Source organism: Pedobacter sp., from assembly GCF_039594775.1.
Taxonomy (GTDB): domain Bacteria; phylum Bacteroidota; class Bacteroidia; order Sphingobacteriales; family Sphingobacteriaceae; genus Pedobacter.
Map to the genome: position 1 here is coordinate 1 of NZ_JBCNMT010000005.1, position 19,178 is coordinate 19,178.

Sequence of the window (19,178 nt, forward strand, 5' to 3'; positions counted from 1 at the left end):
CTGAGCTGAGATTAGCTTCGCTTGAGAAAGAAAAACATTACACGGGAAACCATGATTTAGGCTTTATGATGTATTGTAGTTTCGGGAACGCCTATCGCCTCAATAAAAAATCGGAATATAAAAAAACAATAGATACAGCTGCAGCATCATTGACTACTCGTTATAGACCAGATGCGAAGGTAATCCAATCGTGGAATTCCAGTAAGAAATGGAAAGGACCTGTAATTATTGATAATTTGATGAATTTGGAGCTTTTACTATGGGTAGCGCAAAATGGTGGAGATCAAAAATATAAAGAGGTTGCCTTAAATCACGCTGATGCGACATTAGCTAACCATTTTAGGCCTGATTTCAGTTCGTACCATGTGGTAGATTATGATATGACTAATGGGGAGGTCGTTAGAAAAGGAACTGCTCAAGGAGCCAGCGATGAATCTGCATGGAGCAGGGGACAAGGCTGGGCTTTATATGGCTACACCATGATGTACCGTTTTACGAGAGATAAGAAATACCTTGGTTTTGCCCAGAACATCGCTCGGTATATCTTAAACAATCCCACGTTGCCAAAAGATAAAGTCCCGTATTGGGATTTTAATGCCAAAGATATTCCAAATACCTATAGAGATGCATCAGCTGCGGCCATCATTGCATCGGCTTTATTAGAACTAGGGCAATACAGTTCTTCTAAAGACAAAAAATATTATGTATCCCAAGCAAAAGAAATGTTAGTATCACTATCTTCTGAAGAATATACGGCACAGGAGGGTTCCAATGGTGGATTTTTATTAAAGCATAGTACCGGGGCACTGCCCTTAAAATCCGAGATTGACGTACCCTTGACTTATGCCGATTATTATTACCTTGAAGCTTTGATGCGTTATAAAAACTGGTACCTGTAAAAAGTAAAATCATGAAGAGACGAAATTTTTTAACTGCAATTTCCATTGCGGGTTTAACCGGAATAATTAAACCTAAAACGGTTTTAGCCGAGGAGAAGAAAAATGAGAAAGCAATAAAACCAATCAATGATAGAACCTACTGGTATCAGTTACTTTATAAAATAGCCAATCCTGTGGTATCTAATTTGGCAGCAGGTACATTGGTTAAAAATATGCCCTTGGTTACTTCTCCAACATTTGATTCGAGGTCGCCAAAAGTATCTTATTTAGAGGCCGTTGGTCGTACTTATGCTGGCATAGCTCCTTGGTTAGCCTTGCCTGATGACGATACGGAGGAAGGAAAGCTTAGAAAAAAAATGAGGATAGAAGCGGTGAAGGGGTTGGATAGTTGCTTTGCCGATGGTAGTCCCGATCAGCTCACCTTTAATAGGGATGCTCAGCCCATTGTTGATTCGGCTTATTTAGCCCATGCTTTTTTGAGGGCACCTAAAGCACTATGGGAACCATTAAAAGCAACAACTAAGCAGGCCATTGTAAAATCATTTAAATCTCTTAGGAACAGAAAGCCTTTCAAAAGCAATTGGTTGTTATTCGGCTCCATAACTGAAGCCTTCTTGCTAACCTTAGGTGAGGATGTGGATAAAGAAAGGTTGAATGAAGGTATTATTAAACTTAACGAGTGGTATAAAGGTGATGGTTGGTATGGTGATGGACCAAATTTAGCGTTCGACTATTATAATTCTTTTGTGATTCACCCTATGATGGTAGATACTTTGGCAGTGCTAGTACAACATCAAATGATAGAGCCAGCTAAATACGAATTAGCTTTAAAACGCATGCAACGCCATGCAGTAGGGCAGGAAAGAATGATTTCTCCAGAGGGTACATTTCCCCCTATTGGTAGGTCTATTACTTACAGAACTAGTGCGTTTCAGGTATTAAGCCAGGTTGCCCTGATGAATAAGCTACCGAAAAATATTGAGCCAGCACAAGTTAGATGTGCCTTAACATTGGTAAAAAAGAATATGTATGATGTGAAGGGAACTTTTGACAACAATGGATGGCTACAGCTTGGTTTTTGCGGTCATCAGCCTGAGATAGCAGATTATTATACCTCAACAGGGAGTCTTTATATGGCCACTTTGTCTTTTTTACCTTTGGGTTTGCCTGCTACAGACCCGTTTTGGTCGGCACCTTTTGCCGAATGGACCGCAAAAAAGGCATGGTCTGCCAAGAGTTTTCCAAAAGATTACCATGTTGATTATTAATGTTACCTACTTATAGATGGTTGATTGAGCAGCTTGGGACTTTGGATGCCCACAGCACGAATGGGCATCTACCAGCTAAATATATTTACTAGGCATGAAAAAGAATGTAACCATCAAGGAGATTGGGAAGAGATTGAATCTTTCTTTTTCCACCATTTCTAGGGCGTTGCATAAACATCCGAGTATTAGTTTGGCTACGCAGCAGCTGGTCATGGAAACCGCCGATGAAATGGGATACTTGCCCAATCAAAAAGCAATCTTTTTCAAGCAGGGCAGAACATTTAATATAGGTGTCATCCTGCCCGAACTATCGGAGAGCTTTTTTTCTTCTGCAGTTAGTGCCATTGAAGATATCGCTTATAAGAACAATTATGTCATTTCGGTTGCCCAGTCTCGTGATGATCAAAAACGCGAAAAACAGATGGTGGAGCAGATGAAAGCATCCGGCGTTGATGGGCTGTTAGTTTCGGTAGCTAAAAATACGATGGATTTTGAGCATTTTGAGCAACTGAGAAAGTCCATAATACCAGTAGTGTATTTTGATCGGATCCCACCCATAGAAAATATTCATTATGTAACCTGCAATATAGAAAAAGGTAGCATGGAAACGGTTGATTTCCTTGTAAAAAGGGGACATAAGTATATTGCCTTTATTAATGGCCCCCGTAAACTGTCAGAAAGTAAGCAAAGAAAGGAAGGCTATTTAAAGGGATTGAAAAAAAATTCCATAAAATTTGATTCTTCCTTATTAATCAATTGTAATCTGACAAAAGAAGGAGTTGCCACGGCACTGGAAACTTTGCTCAAACACCAATACATGCCCACGGCAATTATTGTATTTAGTGATGATGTGGCATCCTTTGCAATAGGACATGCACTAAAACTTGGAATCAGGATTAATGAGGAAATAGAGTTTGTTAGCTTCGCCAATTCGCCCATCTCAAAGTATATGGAATTTCCACCTTTGGCATCTGTAGAACAGTTCCCGTCTGAACAGGGGCAAAAAGCTATAGATGCGTTGTTGCACCTCATTCACAACAACGGTAGTACCGAACAATATTTCTTTAATACGTTAGTCGATCCGGTGCTGGTAGAACACATCGGTAAGTGATACAATATCTTATATAGCTTTCTAAGCCAATAATTTTCTATATAAAGAACTTGTTCTAGCGAGCAATGAATGTCTATCGCTTAGGTATTTGCCCGGAGCAGCTTTTTAGTTAGCTCCATTCTATTTAGAAAGCATTTTATTTTCAATCTGGATGTTTGATGATGCGTGAGGTTTGAAGCTTTTACGAATGGCATTTTGTATAACGTCTATTTATAGCGCTATGCAGTTGAGCGTAGCATTTTTTTTATTCAATTGAAATTGATTTTTTTCTGCAAAAATATTCTGGGTTTTTCTCCAGCTTTTTTACCGAGTAAATGCCGTTAGTGTTTTGAAAAATGGCTTTTAGTTGCATTTTGAAGGTTTTATGCAGAATAATCTACCTAATTGTTTTGGATTTTCATCTTTTTTAAAATGGTTAATAAACATATTTGGATTAACGAAACCAACCTAAACTAATGATGAAACTAACCAAACAAATTCCTTTTGCTGAGGAGGGAATGCTCCAACGCCATCTTTCGACAACGAAGAAAATAAGCTAAATAAATATTCTTCTTTAATACTAGAATTAGAGTCCCCTGAGTGTATGTTCAGTGTGGCTCCAACATTCGAAATTGATTAAATCAACAATTAGAAAAATGAAAAACTATTTTGCGTGTTTTACTTTTTTACTTTTTATTAATGCCTGCCTGCCAGAAGCTATAGTAGCTAGTGTTAGTTTAAAAAATATACCAATCGCTGCGCCTTATCAAGAAGTAGATTCAGCAAAATCTAAAAAGGATAAGCCTACTGAAAATACTAAGGTAATAGACTCGGTGGTGCTCAGGAACTATGTTTCTAAAAAAATCGTCGATTCCATCGACGTAAAGAAAGCTGCGTTATTTCCTTTCAATTCTTTGCAACAAACATTGAAAGCGTCGGTAAGTGGAGTATTCGTACAAGAACCTAACGGAGAGCCTGGAACTTCTGAACAAGGGATGCTCATTAGAGGGATAAGCCGTCCATTTTTTACTAAAAGCGATGTGGCATTGGCTCAACCTGCAATTTTTATCAATGGTATTCCGCTAATGCAAGACAATACATTTTCGGATAAGATACAAAAGTATGATTTTAGCCCACTTGGGTCGGCAACTAATCTGCTTTCGGCAATTGATTTAGATAATGTTGCATCCATACACGTGGTAAAGGGGCTCGATGCAGCCGCAATTTATGGTCCTCGAGCTGCCAATGGTGCCATTTTAATTACCACCAAAAATGCCCACGAAGGTAAACGTGAAATTTCTTTTAGTAGCGCCTATGGTTTTGTGGATAAGGATATGGTAACTACAACTAACGGTGTGGATGAGAGTAGTTTCAGGAAAATCTTTTACGACAAATTTGCTACAGCTCAAGAAAGAGCTAACGTACCTGGTTTTTTGAGCGATGTAAGTAACGAAAACTATTATGGTGCTTCTAATTGGACCGACCTTTATTATAAAAGAGCTCCAATTTATACGATTAATGGAAGTATCACGGGAGGAACTAGTAGGTCGAACTTTAGATTTTACGGAGCAAACAGCTCAAGTGCAGGTAATGCCGATGACGCAAAGCTCGATAAGTACGTCGCTTCTTTCTTTATTAACATGTTGCCGCTAAAATGGTTAACAGTATCTAGTATGGTGAACGCCACTAAATTAACTAGAGACCGCAATAGAAATTTAAGAGATCGCTTTGCCGAGATGCAATATGTACCAGACCTAAGCAGCCCAATTGCGCCAAATAAAATAGTATACAGCAATTTGCTTGACCAGTATAAGCATAAATCTTTCGACAATAACGCTAACAATGTCATACAAGGTTCCTTCTCGTTAAATGCAAAAATCAAGAAGTTTGATTTCCTATCGAGAATATCGTTTGACTATAATGAAAATATGAGGGATGTTTTTTATAACTCCCAATTGTTGGATGGTAATAACTATGTTTCTAACTATTTTGGTTATAACCAGAGATTAAATATTGATAACGTTTTAAGTTATAGCTATACACTTGATAGTAAAAACGACTTTAATTTTTTGGTAGGACATACCTTCACCAATGATATCAGTAAATACAATTACGGACAAGGTTACAAAGGTCCTAGCGATTATGTAAGAATCAATTCGGTAGGAGGAAATCCAGATAAAAAGGACGAATATCTAAAATCATTATTCCTTATTGTAAATAGATTTACGGATAAGCAAAAAATTAACCTTAGCTCTTTATACGGTAAAGTAGAATACAGTTATCATAAAGAGTTTTTCTTAACTGCGGTATTGCGTACAGATGGTGCATCTAATATGCAACCTACCAATCGTTGGTTTTTCTCGCCAATTGTAAGTGCACAATGGAACCTTGAAAGAATTATAGCTAAAAACAACCTGCCAGTTTCACGATTAAAAGTTAATGCTACTTGGGGGAGGTTGGGTACGCTATATACTTCTGATAGATATGCTGCCGGACCTCAATATACTTCTGAAATTGGCTGGTCTGCAAATCCCAACATGAGCTCTTATAACGGTTTTGGAACCATTACCAGGCCATACTCTTCAGGTTGGGTGGGGTATGATATACCCTGGGCTTATGTGCAGGAAGCCAGCATTGGTTTTGAAGCAGGCATGTTAAAGGATAGGTTGCAAGCAAAAATAGACTTGTATTCTAAAACCAATAAGCGCATGTTATTGGATGTGCCAACTAATGCGGAGTACGGTTATGCCAACACCTACCAACCAGGTATGGATGTAAATAATAGGGGAGTAGAATTGGCATTGCAAGCCGCTATTTTAGCACCCAAAAAAGGAGGTATTACTTGGAATGTAAATTTCAATGCAGCTTACAATACCAATAAGTTAAATGCGCTTCCAGGTGGACTTAACGAAATTACCGTTGGTAATCAGAAACTAGTGGTAGGTAAACCTATAGATAGGTTTTGGGTGTTGCAAAGTACAGGCGTTTATCAAAGAGACATAGATGTTCCGGTAAATCCAGTTAACTATCAAATCTTAAATTATAAAGGCTTACCGCTACTTGCAGGAGATCCAAAATGGAAAGATTTAAATGGTGACTACATCATCAATGAAAATGACAAAATAGAACTAGGCAACTTTATTCCCCGTATCACCGGAAATGTAAGTACAGACCTTACCTATAAGAACTTCACCTTAGACCTAAACTTTGCCTTTGTAGGTAAACGCAATATTTTAAACCAGGCTGCGGCAAATAGACTTGATTTTGCAGCTAGGGCCGGTAGTAATGATATCAATTCCATCAACGAAATCACTTTTTGGCAAAAAGGTTTGGATATGGCCAATTATCCAGTGTACAATCCTTGGAGTGCTGTGCAAGCCTATCGTACCGATCAGGATATTTTCATCGAAAACGGTGCTTACCTTAAGTTGAGAAGTATTTCAATAGGCTATGATATAACTAAGGCAGGGTTTTTCAAAAAACAGAGGAATAATTTTAGAAGGTTATACCTATATGCTACCGCATTAAATGTATTTACCATTACGCCTTACACTGGTGGAGATCCCGAATTGGTGAATTACACGGGTGTAGACACCGGATACGGCATGTCTATTCCAAAAACATATTCTTTAGGTATAAAATTAGATTTATAAGAACGAAAATGTTATCAAAGCAACTACATCAAATCAGATTTAATACGTTGAAGTTCCAAGCCATTGGATTTTTGATGACGGTGTTGGTTTTGGTTTCTTGCAACAAGAAATTAGAAGTTAATTCCACGCACTTAGTAAACGAAAATAATAACTGGGAAACTATTTCAGATACCAGGGGCGCACTTTTAGGGGCTTACGGACTATTAAGAGCCGCATTGGCAGATAACAATGCCCATTGGATGTATGGCGAACTTAGGCAAGGCGATTTCGTTGCAACCACTAGGTTAGACCTTAAAGCCATCATCGATAATAAATTGAACGCTCCCTATCCAACTCTACAGTCTTTAAGCAACTGGCGGAGGTTTTATGCCGTAATTAACAGCACCAGTTTATTTATTGAAAGAGCAGGGGAGGTGTTAAAAAAAGATAGGCAATACACCGAAAAAAATTATAAAACAGACATCGCTCAAATGCGTGCCCTAAGAGCTTTTACCTATTTTTTAATGTGTAGAATTTGGGGAGATGTGCCGTTGATCACTTCTTCGCACGATGCTTATTTTGAGAAGAAGGAGAGAACTAAGCAGTCAATTGTATTAAGATATGCAGAAAGCGAGTTGGCACTTGCAGCCACTGATTTGCCTTATAAATATGGATTTCTGACGGATGCCGATTTACCTGGTGCTTATTACGGTAAGTACACTGATGGAACAGTAGCCGCCGATGTGGGCTATTGGAATGGAGTATTGCTGACCAGAACATCAGCCTACGCAATTTTGGCACACATTGCAGCTTGGGATCAAAGATATTTAGAGGCCTCTACCTATGCAGAAATAGCCATCAGAAATTATACAAAAACTGGTGCTTCGTTTACCACAACAACTAATTTAACGCTATCAAATGGCTTCTTTTACAACAATAAGCCATCACATTTAATTGCTTTTCCTTTTAGATGGGATACAAAAGAGTTTTCGCAGGTTGGCCATATCGAAGATTTGACGTTGGCAGCACCTTTAATTACCAGAGCTAAACCTCATATCTATGTTCCAGATGAAACTATTACGCAAATTTTTAATGAACCTACTGATGGGAGGTTTAGAATTAACCCCGCAGATGGCAAGCCGGTAACAGACTATTTTACCGGTTACGGAAGCTCAAACACGGTTTTTAGTAAAATAAAATGTATCAGAAATGCCCCGCAAACGGATGGCTCATTGGCTTTGTACACTTCGGCCATGGTATTTACCCGAATTGAAGAGCTGACCTTGTTGTATGCCGAGGCTCAAGCAGTTTTAGGAAATACCTCATCTGCAATAGACGAGTTGGATAGAGTTAGATTCCTACGCGGGTTAGGAGGTTATAGCGGATCTGCGGAAGGTGTAATTGATGCCATTTTTTTGGAAAGAAGAAGAGAGTTAATGGGTGAAGGCTGGAGATGGTTTGATTTGGTTAGACTAAACAGGATAAAGAGAAAAGATGCTGCATTTAATCAGTTATTGGATCGCGGAGGCATTTATTGGCCAATTAGCGAAGAGGTGTTAAGAAACAATTCATTATTGGTGCAAAATGAATATTGGAGGTAAACAAGCGATGAATTTTAACAAGAAAAATACGAGTAAAATTTTACTAGGCTTTTTGATGTTGTGCTTAATATTTACAGCCTGCAAGAAAGATAAAGGCAGATATGATTTTGTAAACGAAGTAAACGTTTACGATGGTGATGTTTATGCCTATCTCAAAAGCCAAAAGCAATTTGATTCGCTTACCAAAGCGATAGATAGAGTGCCTGGATTTAAAGACTGGATGACACAGGAGCAAAATCTTACCGTTTTTGCACTCACCAACAGAAGCTTCGAAGTTGCCTTTGTTGGCCTTAACAAGGTTAGGACATCACAAAACAAACCATCTTTAGGCATCGCAACTATCGATGTAGGTCACCTAGAAATTTTAATGGATCGCTATGTGATCAAAGGCAAGTTAACTACAGATAGTTTAAAGTTTGCCGATGGCGCGTTTCTTAGAACTGCCCGCTTAGATTATGAAATGAACGCAGTGGATAAAAGTTCCAATGCAAGTGGACTGGTAAATGGCGGCCCCAAAAGTATTATCTACAGTGATGTGAAAAACTCACAATACACAAAAGATTGGATCAGCACCACTACCCAAGCCGTAAATATCCATAGTAAAAACGCTATTGTACACATCATTGCAGCTTCGCACGAGTTTGGTTTCGGCGAGTTTGTAAATCGAATGAATAGATAGGATTTGAAGCAAGAACATAAAAATACAGCGATGCTAAAATATAAAACAAACGCATTATTGATACTCATACTCGCCACTTTGTTATTTGGTGCTTGTAAAAAGCTTTTACCTACAGATAAAGATGCATTTAATGCAGAGGCGGGTTTTACCCAAACGATTTACCAACCTGTTTTAGGCAGAACCACTGTAATGAGCAATAACTTTAATTCACAAGGCTCTTCTTTGCCTTTAACATTTAAGATTGTTGGTATAAGAAATAGTGACGGTATATCTGCACCTGAATTACTAAAATCTTTCCCCATAAGTGTATGGAAAAAAGCTTACGACGGTAGCGAGAAAACATTGGCCGAAATTGAAGGAAAAAGAGTAATTGAAGAACATCCCTTCTTTGAAATCAGGCAACATTCTGGAGAGCTGATCATGTGGTCGGAAGCAACTTCGAACATTGTAAAATCATTTCCAGATTCTGGTTACGTTTTCGACGTTGAGGTAAGCAACTCAGGAGGTCGTAAATACTACAATGGCCTTAAGCTACAACCGTATAAGGAAAGAGCATACGAGCCAAATAACATTAATCCACTTACAGGTACCTCTACCGGCGGAAACATATTCCCTACGCGAATTGATAATATCATGGGGGAGGCGAGTTCTAGTTTCCTCAATTTTGGAGATGTAAATATTTCATTTCACCGAAAGGGAGATGGAAATTCATTGAGCTTTAAGTTCTTGGATACCTTATCTAACCCCATAGATCCCGCAAAATTTAAGCTGACCAACTGGGCAAAATTGGTACATGGGTTTAACATGAAGATGACCGCTACCGAGGTGACTTATGATGTGGCCTATCCTATCCCTTGCGTATTCATTCCTACACCTTACACCACAGCAGATGGTCGCCGAGCTAGCGTGAATTTTCTTTACGATAGAATGGGATTTGGTGGGGCAAGAGAGGTAGCAAAATTGGGATTTGATTTTACAATTTTTCAAAAGGGAAGTTGGGATATCATCATTTGGTTTAAGACGGACAATCCAAAATTTACAGACGACTAATGGAACATACAAGTAAAACAAAATTGGATAAGATACTTTTCACAAACAGATCTATAATGAAGCAAAAGTGTGTTCACTTCGTTTTAATGCTCATGTTAGCTGTATTAACGGCTATCAATGCTCATGCTCAAACTCCAAAAAACATTACCATAAAAGGTGTTGTGGTAGAGCGTGCTAACGGTTTAGGGATACCATCATTGGTCATCATGATCAGCGGTACTCAAAAATCAGCAGGTTATACAGATTCAGATGGAAAGTTCAGTGTAACTGTACCCGAAGATGCTGAACTTGTTTTCAGGTACATGGGTTTTAAAACACAATCCATTAAAGTAAAAGGGAAAACAGATTTAAAGGTACAAATGGTAGAAGATAATGCTACCAGTTTAAAACAGGTACAGGTAATTGGTTACACCCCGAAAACTAAGGAAGTCACTACCGGAGCTGCGGTTACCATTAGCGGTAAAGATATTCAAGACGTACCTGAAGCCAACTTAATTTCACTTTTGCAAGGAAAGGTGGCAGGTTTAAACATCCAGAACAACACTGGTAGTCCTGGTGCAAGAGGTTCTATTTTTGTACGTGGTTTAAGTAGTATTGATGTTCAAGGTTCTGGTAACAATGCCTTTTTAACACCAACCTCGCCATTATTCGTAATAGATGGTGTACCTATTGATGCCAACACCGACTATGAATATGGTTTTTCAGGTGGAGGTCCAGGTATTAGTCCACTTTCCTTGATTCCTGCCGAAGATGTGGAAGAAATTACCGTGTTAAGAGATGCACAGGCAACTTCTTTGTACGGCTCACAAGGAGCATACGGTGTAATTCTCATCACCACCAAGCGAGGGAAATCTAAAACACCTATTATCCAATATACCTCTAACGTATTTATAAATACCCCTCCAAACTTAAAGGAGGTGCTGGGCGGAAATGGAGAACGGGCTTTACGTATTTGGCAGATCAATACATTTGGTAAAGACATCTACTCGGCTCGCCAAACCATAGACAATTCTCCATTTTTGGCTGATAGTTTAAATGCCTTCTATAATAACTCAACAAACTGGCAAGATTTATTTTATAGAACAACCTTTAACCAAACCCATAATATTTCTGCATCGGGTGGAGATGATAATTTTAACTATAAAGTTAATATGGGTTATTATGATGAAAATGGGATCATAAAAAATACAGGTTTCAAAAGGTATTCCCTAAATATGAATACTAGGTACAGACCTAACGCTAGAATTTCCTTTAACGCTAATATTTCTACCAACCTGGGTAACAGACAAAATGGTAGCGGAAATGGTGTCTTGCAAACGGGAATAGCTTCGGCAGCCTCTGCATCTTCTTTATTGCCCGGCCCTAGTTTATTTAACGGAAATGCTGCCTTAGGGGCCTTAATCACCGAAAATGATAACAAAACGGGGAATTTGAAAGCTGTATTGGAAGGTAAATATGAGTTCATCAAGTCGCTTACCGCCACAAGTACATTTAGCTATGATTATAATACCGGTACAGTAGAAACGTTTACGCCTGCCATTTTAGGAAATAATGTGGCCAAAGTGTATTCGTATAACGATAAACGTAGCACGCTGTATAACAGAAACATGCTAAACTTTAGTAAAACCATAAAAAAGCATAGTATTAACGCATTCGTTTTTAACGAAATGTACATCAGAAACTTCCAAGCACAGGCCATCAATAATGAGCAAACTACAAATGATCAATATCAAGGTCCAGTAGGAAGTAACGGAGCAACATCTAAAAGTGGTATTCTAGATAATTATTTTGATTTAAGATCAGTAGCATTTGCATCTCAAGTGGCTTATGATTTTGATAAAAAATATGTGGTGGAGCTTTCATATAGGTTAGATGGTTTATCTACCAGTGGTCCAAATGCACCTTGGTCAAAAAACCCATCAGTAGGATTACGTTGGAACTTTAATAAAGAAAATTTTTTAACACTATCTAAGTGGTTAGATTATGGTTCGTTACGTGCCAGCTGGGGTAAAAATATTGTGCCTACAGGTTCTGTTTTCGATGCTTTTGGTACTTATGATTATACAGGTTTCTATAACGGAAACCAAGCGGTAGGTATTGATTTTGGTACACTTCCAAATATCAGTTTGGTACCTACTACCACCACACAATATAACGCAGGTTTTGATATGGGTATTTTGAATGGCAGGTTATCATTGTCGTTTGATACTTACTATAAAATGGTTGATAACCAGTTAAGATCAAAAGCATTATCAAACATGACCGGGTTTGCTAATATCAAAACTAATGAAGTAAGTTTGGTTAATTATGGTTACGAACTTTCTGCTACGGTTAGACCTTTATCTAAAACCAGCAAAGTAGAGTGGACATTATCTTTTAACGGAGCCATCAACAAAGATGTGCTTACTTCATTGCCTGACGGAGCTAGACAACAATTAATAGAGGGCGGGGCAACAGGCCAGGCCATCCTTTACAGACTGGGAAGAAATAGCTTAACCAACATCCTTTACAATACAAAAGGCGTTTATCCTACTACAGATGCTGTAGCGGTTGATCCAGCTACGGGTATGCGTTATAAAACTTTTAACGGCACTACAACCCCTGTTTACTTTCAGGGGGGCGATCCTTACTATGCCGATATTAATGGAGATTATATCTTAGATCAAAGGGATTTGGTACCTGCCGGTAACTCGTTTCCTCAAATTACAGGCGGTGCCACTTCTTTCATAAGATACAAAGAGTTTTCACTTAACGTGAACATGTCTTATACCTATAAGAGAGATATCTTAAATAATGCTTTATCCAGTATGTTCCAAAATTTTTCCAATCCATTAGCGGCAACAAATTTAGTTCCCATTGAGCAGTTTAACTACTGGAGAAGCGCAGGTGATAATGCCACTTATCCAAATCCTTATGATTATTTAAGATTTGGTGATTACAGCCCTACTTCAAATACAGGGACACAATTTTTACCCTTCCGTTATAACCAAACCTTATTTCAGGAAGACGGCTCATATCTAAAAATCAATACCATTACCTTCTCTTATACTTTCAATAGAAATGCATTGAAAAAAATAGGGGTAAGTTCTATGCGGATGTATGTTACGGCCAACAATGTATACACATTTACAAGCTACTCTGGTCCAGATCCCGAAAATGTAAGTGATTTAGGTAGGGACATGTCCGCCGGGTACCCGTCAAGACGTAGTTACAGTTTAGGCCTAAACGTTCAGTTTTAAATTATCGTTATGAAAAGAATTAGCTATATCGTATTAATTTTTGCCCTAGCGCTAGGTATGCCCAATAGCGGTTGCAAGAAATTCCTTAATGTAGAACCCTTAAATAAGCTTTCTGGAAATAACTTTTGGACAAGCGAAAAAGACGCTGAGAGTTTTGCCACCGATATTCATCGTTTATTTAGAAATGCCACCATGTCGAGTGTATTATTTGCCGTTGGCGATGAGCGTTGCGCTCCAATTAGGGGCTATTCTGGTGCAAATCCATATCGTCACGATTTTGATTATATGGCCAAAAATAATCTCAAACTAGCTATTGCAGCTAGAGCAGATGGGCCGCCAAGAATTCTTAATTTACCCAATGCGCAATTGCTTTTAGAATGGTTTCAAAACAATGCCAGGTATGACTTAATTCCCAATTGGACTCCATTTTTTAGGGTCATCCAGTCTTGTAATATCATGTACAAGGAAATTGATTTAATCCCTAAAACTGAAATTTCCGAGGCGAAAAGAAATCAATACAAAGCAGAGGCTGTATTTATGCGTTCAATGGCCTATTATTTCTTGGTGAGGTTGTATGGTGACGTTCCTTATTACAAAGAAGCATATCAGCAAAATGCAATGCCTAGAACCAATATGGTCAGCATATTCAACGATTGTGTAGCGGAGCTAAAAAAAGTAAAAGATAATTTACCATGGACTTACACTGATCCGGCCAATAGAGGTGTAAGAGCCATGCGTGGAGGCGCTTTGGCTTTAATGATGCACATGAACATGTGGAATGCAGGTTTTGACCCCGGAAATGCAAAAAAATATTACGAAGAAACAATAACATTTGGCGATGAAATTGAAGAGATAGGGGTAATAAAGGAACGTGCTTACCGTCTGTTGCCAATCGAGCAAACCTATCAAATTATGTTTGGTCGTTCGCAAGAAGGACTTTATGAAATACAGCTGAGTGATAACTACGGAGAAAGTACTGCAAGGAATAGGTTCAAGTTCAGTGTAGGTTTAGTTAATCAAATTTTTGCACCCGCTATTAGTGATAGAAATTACACTGAGCTCACTTTCTATCCTGCATACATGAGCAAAATTTATCCAGAAACACTTACGGATAAAAGGAAACAGGTATGGTTTGATGCCAACATGTATAAAACCGACGGTACGGCGGTGTTTTACAAAATGTTTAACAAAAGTGCAACAACGCAAAGTAGCGATGATAACCCTATTGTTTTCAGGCTGGCAGATACTTATTTATTACAGGCCGAAGCGTTGGCCGAGCTGGGGACCGACGATGCCAAAGCCACAGATTTATTGAATAAAATTAGAGCTAGGGCGGGAGCAGATCTTTACCCGGCGGATCCTGGAGAAGGGAAACTTAAGGATGCTATTTTTTGGGAAAGATGTAAAGAACTAATGGGCGAGGGACACTATTTCTATGATTTGGTGCGCACCAAAAAAATCTTAAATCCAGATTACTGCTATAACCCACTTACTTATTCGGCATTTATTGCTGGCGCTTGGACTTGGCCTATAGACCGGGCTGCACTAGCAAACAATCCGTACATGACATTAAACAACTATTGGCAATAAACAGATGAAAACAGCTATAAAAATGAGTTTTACTGGAAAATTAGGCATGGGTTTGTTATTGCTATTGATGGCGATGATAACCGTCACTTCTTGTAAAAAAGATTATTATAAAGACACAGGTTTGGCTAAAGCCAATTTCAATGGCACAATATTGCAATACTTGGAGTCTAAGCCCTTGCATTTTGACACCCTAGCTAAAATTATAAAGTTGGCAGGTATGGAAAATACCTTCAATAATGAAGAGATTACCTTTTTTGCACCCCCAGATCCTACCATACAAGTATCTATTAGGGGATTGAATCAGCGCTTGCTTTCCATAGGTAGAGATACGGTAAGTAAATTGGAAGATATTAAACCTCAGGCTTGGAAAATACTACTTTCATCGTACATCTTTAAAGGAACAAACCGCTTGAAAGATTACAGACAGGTAGATACCTTGGCTTTGGATACCTACGCTGGGCAAGGCTACTTAGCTTATAATAATGTTCCCTATAACATTGGCGTAGTATATCACGATGCCAAAAATGATAATATCGTTATCAAATATGCAGGCTATCGTCAACTTATGATTTCCTACATTCCTGATTGGACAAATCCAAAAAAGTATTGGATTAATGCCCTGGTTTCTTCTTCAGATATCAACCCTAAAAATGGAATTGTACATGCGCTAAAAATAGAACGCCACGCATTTGGTTTTAACACCGGAATATTTTCCGAGATAGCACTTCAATATGGCATTGGCAATTAATAAGAAATAGACATGAAAAGATTTAAAGATATAAAGCATCCAGTTCATTTTTTCTTCGTATTAATGCTAGCTGTTGTTTGTTTTACGGCCTGTAAAAAAACGGAACCATTGCCGGAAGATCCATACTCAGGTGGCAAAGACGCGTTAGGTATTAGATTTTTAACTACCGCTGCGGTAATTGAGGGGAATAGCATGACTTTTAGTGCTACAGGTTTAGTCCCTTATAAAGACAAGCTACATCTACTGATCAACAATGTAGAGGCAACAATTACCTCAGTTACTACAAATTCTGTAACCGTTACTACGCCAAATAATTTGAGCTCTGGACCAGCGGTAATCATTGTGGATGAGCAGATATTTTTTGGTCCAATGGTAAACATTGCCGGCAAAACAGAAGTAGACGCCACTTTTTCTAATTTGGGCGCAAATAGCATGATCAGTCAAATCTTGCCGTTGCCAAATGGTAATTTAATGATGGTGGGTAGTTTTAATAACTATGCACAGGCTGCCTCAGAAAAACAGCCCATTAACGGTATCGTGTTAACAAATCAAAATGGAACTTACCTTAATACTTTAAACTCAAAAAAAGGCGCAAACAGTTCTGTCAATGCTATAGCCCGTTTGAGCAACGGTCAATTCATGATAGGCGGATCGTTTTCTAGTTTTAATAATAGAAAGGGCATGAGTGGTGTCACCAGGTTAAACGCCGATGGGTCGTTAGATACTGCACGTGTAGAAGTGGTGAATTTGACCCCACTTATTCCCAGCAATAGTTATGATACCGTTGCCAGATTTAATGGAGGGATTAGTGGAACGGCGAGTAAGCTATTTATCCATAACAATCAAATTATTGTACAAGGCAACTTCAACAATTATGCAGAACATTTTTATGAAAGATCTACCCGAGATAGAAAAGTAGTGGGCTATACCAAAATAAATAACGTGTTGCGGATGAGTTTGGAAGGGAAAATGGACTCTACATACAATTTTGATAAGGCGGCTGGTACAGCATTGGAAGCCGGCAACGGAAGTATTTACGATGCTGCAATGCAACCCGATGGTAAGTTGATTATGGTGGGCAGTTTTACGAGATATCAGGCTCAAACAGCTAACTACATCTTAAGGCTAGATAATAACGGAAGAGTAGATCCATCTTTTACCGCCTCGGCTAACGGACCCATTTTTAGTGTGAGATATAATGTTGCCAATGGAAAATATATGTTGGCGGGTGCATTTACTACCTATAATGGCACGCCGGTAAATGGCTTGGTGCGCATCAATGCTGATGGAAGCATTGATGCATCATTTACAGCGCTTGACATGGCAGGTGGATTCCCAACTTTTGCTGCACAACTTTCTGGTGGGAAAATCATCGTGTCGGGAAGTTTTGCAAGTTATAACAATATTATAAGGCAAGGCTTTATGATCCTGAATGCCGATGGAACCCTAGCCCAAGGTTACAACAATACAGGTAGGTTTATTGGTTCAATTTCCGACATCTATGAAAAAACAAATAGCCTAGGTTACCCAACGGTAATTATAGCTGGGTTTATCACCACGTTCGATGCCAAGCCCGTCAACAACATCATTAGGATAGTCCTTAAACCATAAATTATTTACCTCCTGATTAAAATAGCAATGGAAAGAACACAAAAAAATAAAACCAATAAATATGGCACATGGTATGGTATCCTATTTATTTTGGCAATATGTGGCCTATCGGCTTGTAACAAAGATTTTGAAGGTAAACGTGATTTTGCCAAAACACAAGATACTGTCCTAGATGTCCGAACCTCAAAAATTTTATATGTAATTATTGATGGTGCTAGAGGTAAATCTGTCGAAACCAGTATGGCGCCCAATCTAACCAAAATCAAAGCAAATGCCAATTACGCCTACGAATCGGTAAGTGATGATAGTGGCTTAGATGCAACCACTTGGACAGATATGCTTACGGGCGTAAATAAAGCAAAGCATGGGGTAACTAGCGCTAATTTTGCTGGAAAGCAGTTGACAAACTATCCTATGTTCTTTAAACGAATTAAGGATAATTCTACATTGCGAACAGCCGCCTTTTGTGCTTCGGCACGTTTAAGCCAAAATTTAGTTAGCGATGCCGATGTGAATCAATCTTTTAATGATGATGATTTGGCAGTAAAAACAGCAACAGTAGATGAGCTGAAAAGGGACGATGCTGCGGTGGTGTTGACAGAGTTTAATAGTGTTGACAAAGCAGGGGCACAATACGGCTACGACAATTCGGTGGCGCAATACCAAAATGCTATTCTTAAAATAGATGGTTACATCGGTGAAATTATGGCACAGCTAAAGAGTCGTAAAAATTATACGAATGAAAACTGGCTGGTCATTATCGCTTCTAACCAGGGTGGCGCTTATCCCGTTAATCCAGCAGATAATGATGGTACCCTCTTTAGCAAACCGTTGCTTAATAGCTACGTGATGTTCTACAATCCAGCCTTTAACATCAGTGTTTACGAAAAACCCAATACAAGTGCAATTCCTTATAGTGGTAACAATATTAAATTAAACGGCACTGCTTTGCGGGGAACTTTGAGCGCTGCCGATGCTTCCATTTTTAACTTTGGTACTGGTGTAACGGCACCAGAATATACCGTAGAATTTAAATTGAAAGTGCATGCATTTGGTACCCTAAATGCTCCGATATTTTCTAAAAGTAGCAGTCCCGCAAATAGTTCAACAGGATGGTGGATTATACATAACGGCTCCAATGGTACATGGCGTTTCGCTGGATTATCTTCAACAACGATTACAAGCGCTTCTGCTCCTTTGCTTACCGTTGGTAAATGGTACACCATCGGGTTTAAGATATATAATGAAAGCGCTAAAAGATGGGTTGTGCTTTATCAAGATGGCGAGAAAATTTCCAATCCGGTAGACGTTACCAGTAGAAATGTAGATAATGCGGTTCCGCTTATTGCTGGACAAATAGACGGTTACGGAAACACGGCAACACAAAGTATCACTGATATCAGACTATTTAAAGCAGCTGTTCCAGATAATATCATTAAAGAATATGCTTGTCAGGTAAATGTGCCTACCACGCACCCTTATTACAACTCCTTAATTGGTTATTGGCCAGCTACAGATGGAACGGGAGTGTCCTTTGTCGATAAAATATCGGGGACCAGAAATTTTACCATCGGAGGAAGCCCAGTATGGGAATCTTTTGAAGATACAGATGCAAAATTTTGTATCCCATTTTCACCAGAAATATATAATAAACTGCCACGAGGGGTAGATATTCCAAGATATATCTACTCTTGGTTGAAAATAAAAACAGATAATTATGGCCTCGACGGAAAAGTTTGGTTGCCAGTTTATAACATCACCCAATAATAAT

General features: G+C 38.7%; 12 protein-coding genes. All 12 read left to right on the forward strand.

Annotated features, from left to right (window positions below; translation table 11 throughout):
• A partial coding sequence (locus ABDV71_RS13080) for a glycoside hydrolase family 88 protein (RefSeq protein ID WP_343533264.1) occupies window positions 1-899 on the forward strand: 899 nt, incomplete at its 5' end.
• A gap of 11 nt (window positions 900-910) precedes the next feature.
• Window positions 911-2,167: a DUF2264 domain-containing protein gene (locus tag ABDV71_RS13085; protein ID WP_343533266.1), complete on the forward strand. Its 1,257-nt coding sequence runs from the start codon at window positions 911-913 to the stop codon at window positions 2,165-2,167.
• A gap of 94 nt (window positions 2,168-2,261) precedes the next feature.
• Window positions 2,262-3,278 carry a LacI family DNA-binding transcriptional regulator gene (locus ABDV71_RS13090; protein WP_343533268.1) on the forward strand — a complete coding sequence of 339 codons (1,017 nt, stop codon included), beginning with the start codon at window positions 2,262-2,264 and terminating at the stop codon, window positions 3,276-3,278.
• Window positions 3,279-3,913: 635 nt separating this feature from the next.
• Window positions 3,914-6,910: a SusC/RagA family TonB-linked outer membrane protein gene (locus tag ABDV71_RS13095; protein ID WP_343533270.1), complete on the forward strand. Its 2,997-nt coding sequence runs from the start codon at window positions 3,914-3,916 to the stop codon at window positions 6,908-6,910.
• Between the two features lie 8 nt (window positions 6,911-6,918).
• Window positions 6,919-8,490, forward strand: a complete 1,572-nt coding sequence (locus tag ABDV71_RS13100) for a RagB/SusD family nutrient uptake outer membrane protein (RefSeq protein WP_343533272.1) — start codon at window positions 6,919-6,921, stop codon at window positions 8,488-8,490.
• A 7-nt stretch (window positions 8,491-8,497) separates the two neighbouring features.
• A complete protein-coding gene (locus ABDV71_RS13105; RefSeq protein WP_343533274.1) occupies window positions 8,498-9,169 on the forward strand; it encodes a hypothetical protein in 672 nt (223 codons plus the stop codon).
• A 30-nt stretch (window positions 9,170-9,199) separates the two neighbouring features.
• Complete coding sequence (locus ABDV71_RS13110; protein WP_343533276.1) at window positions 9,200-10,219, forward strand: DUF5007 domain-containing protein; 1,020 nt, start codon at window positions 9,200-9,202, stop codon at window positions 10,217-10,219.
• A 56-nt stretch (window positions 10,220-10,275) separates the two neighbouring features.
• Window positions 10,276-13,458: a SusC/RagA family TonB-linked outer membrane protein gene (locus ABDV71_RS13115; protein ID WP_343533278.1), complete on the forward strand. Its 3,183-nt coding sequence runs from the start codon at window positions 10,276-10,278 to the stop codon at window positions 13,456-13,458.
• Window positions 13,459-13,467: 9 nt separating this feature from the next.
• Complete coding sequence (locus tag ABDV71_RS13120) at window positions 13,468-15,048, forward strand: RagB/SusD family nutrient uptake outer membrane protein (RefSeq protein WP_343533279.1); 1,581 nt, start codon at window positions 13,468-13,470, stop codon at window positions 15,046-15,048.
• Window positions 15,049-15,052: 4 nt separating this feature from the next.
• Entirely contained in the window at window positions 15,053-15,796 is a 744-nt protein-coding gene (locus tag ABDV71_RS13125) for a hypothetical protein (protein WP_343533280.1), read from the forward strand.
• A gap of 12 nt (window positions 15,797-15,808) precedes the next feature.
• Window positions 15,809-17,407: a DUF5008 domain-containing protein gene (locus tag ABDV71_RS13130; protein WP_343533281.1), complete on the forward strand. Its 1,599-nt coding sequence runs from the start codon at window positions 15,809-15,811 to the stop codon at window positions 17,405-17,407.
• Between the two features lie 27 nt (window positions 17,408-17,434).
• Entirely contained in the window at window positions 17,435-19,174 is a 1,740-nt protein-coding gene (locus ABDV71_RS13135; RefSeq protein ID WP_343533282.1) for an alkaline phosphatase family protein, read from the forward strand.
• Window positions 19,175-19,178: the final 4 nt, after the last annotated feature.

Bases quoted from the DNA above. Each gene is read 5' to 3' on its own strand.
- ABDV71_RS13085 (WP_343533266.1), top strand. From the start codon at position 911: ATGAAGAGACGAAATTTTTTAACTGCAATTTCCATTGCGGGTTTAACC.
- ABDV71_RS13090 (WP_343533268.1), top strand. From the start codon at position 2,262: ATGAAAAAGAATGTAACCATCAAGGAGATTGGGAAGAGATTGAATCTT.
- ABDV71_RS13095 (WP_343533270.1), top strand. From the start codon at position 3,914: ATGAAAAACTATTTTGCGTGTTTTACTTTTTTACTTTTTATTAATGCC.
- ABDV71_RS13100 (WP_343533272.1), top strand. From the start codon at position 6,919: ATGTTATCAAAGCAACTACATCAAATCAGATTTAATACGTTGAAGTTC.
- ABDV71_RS13105 (WP_343533274.1), top strand. From the start codon at position 8,498: ATGAATTTTAACAAGAAAAATACGAGTAAAATTTTACTAGGCTTTTTG.
- ABDV71_RS13110 (WP_343533276.1), top strand. From the start codon at position 9,200: ATGCTAAAATATAAAACAAACGCATTATTGATACTCATACTCGCCACT.
- ABDV71_RS13115 (WP_343533278.1), top strand. From the start codon at position 10,276: ATGAAGCAAAAGTGTGTTCACTTCGTTTTAATGCTCATGTTAGCTGTA.
- ABDV71_RS13120 (WP_343533279.1), top strand. From the start codon at position 13,468: ATGAAAAGAATTAGCTATATCGTATTAATTTTTGCCCTAGCGCTAGGT.
- ABDV71_RS13125 (WP_343533280.1), top strand. From the start codon at position 15,053: ATGAAAACAGCTATAAAAATGAGTTTTACTGGAAAATTAGGCATGGGT.
- ABDV71_RS13130 (WP_343533281.1), top strand. From the start codon at position 15,809: ATGAAAAGATTTAAAGATATAAAGCATCCAGTTCATTTTTTCTTCGTA.
- ABDV71_RS13135 (WP_343533282.1), top strand. From the start codon at position 17,435: ATGGAAAGAACACAAAAAAATAAAACCAATAAATATGGCACATGGTAT.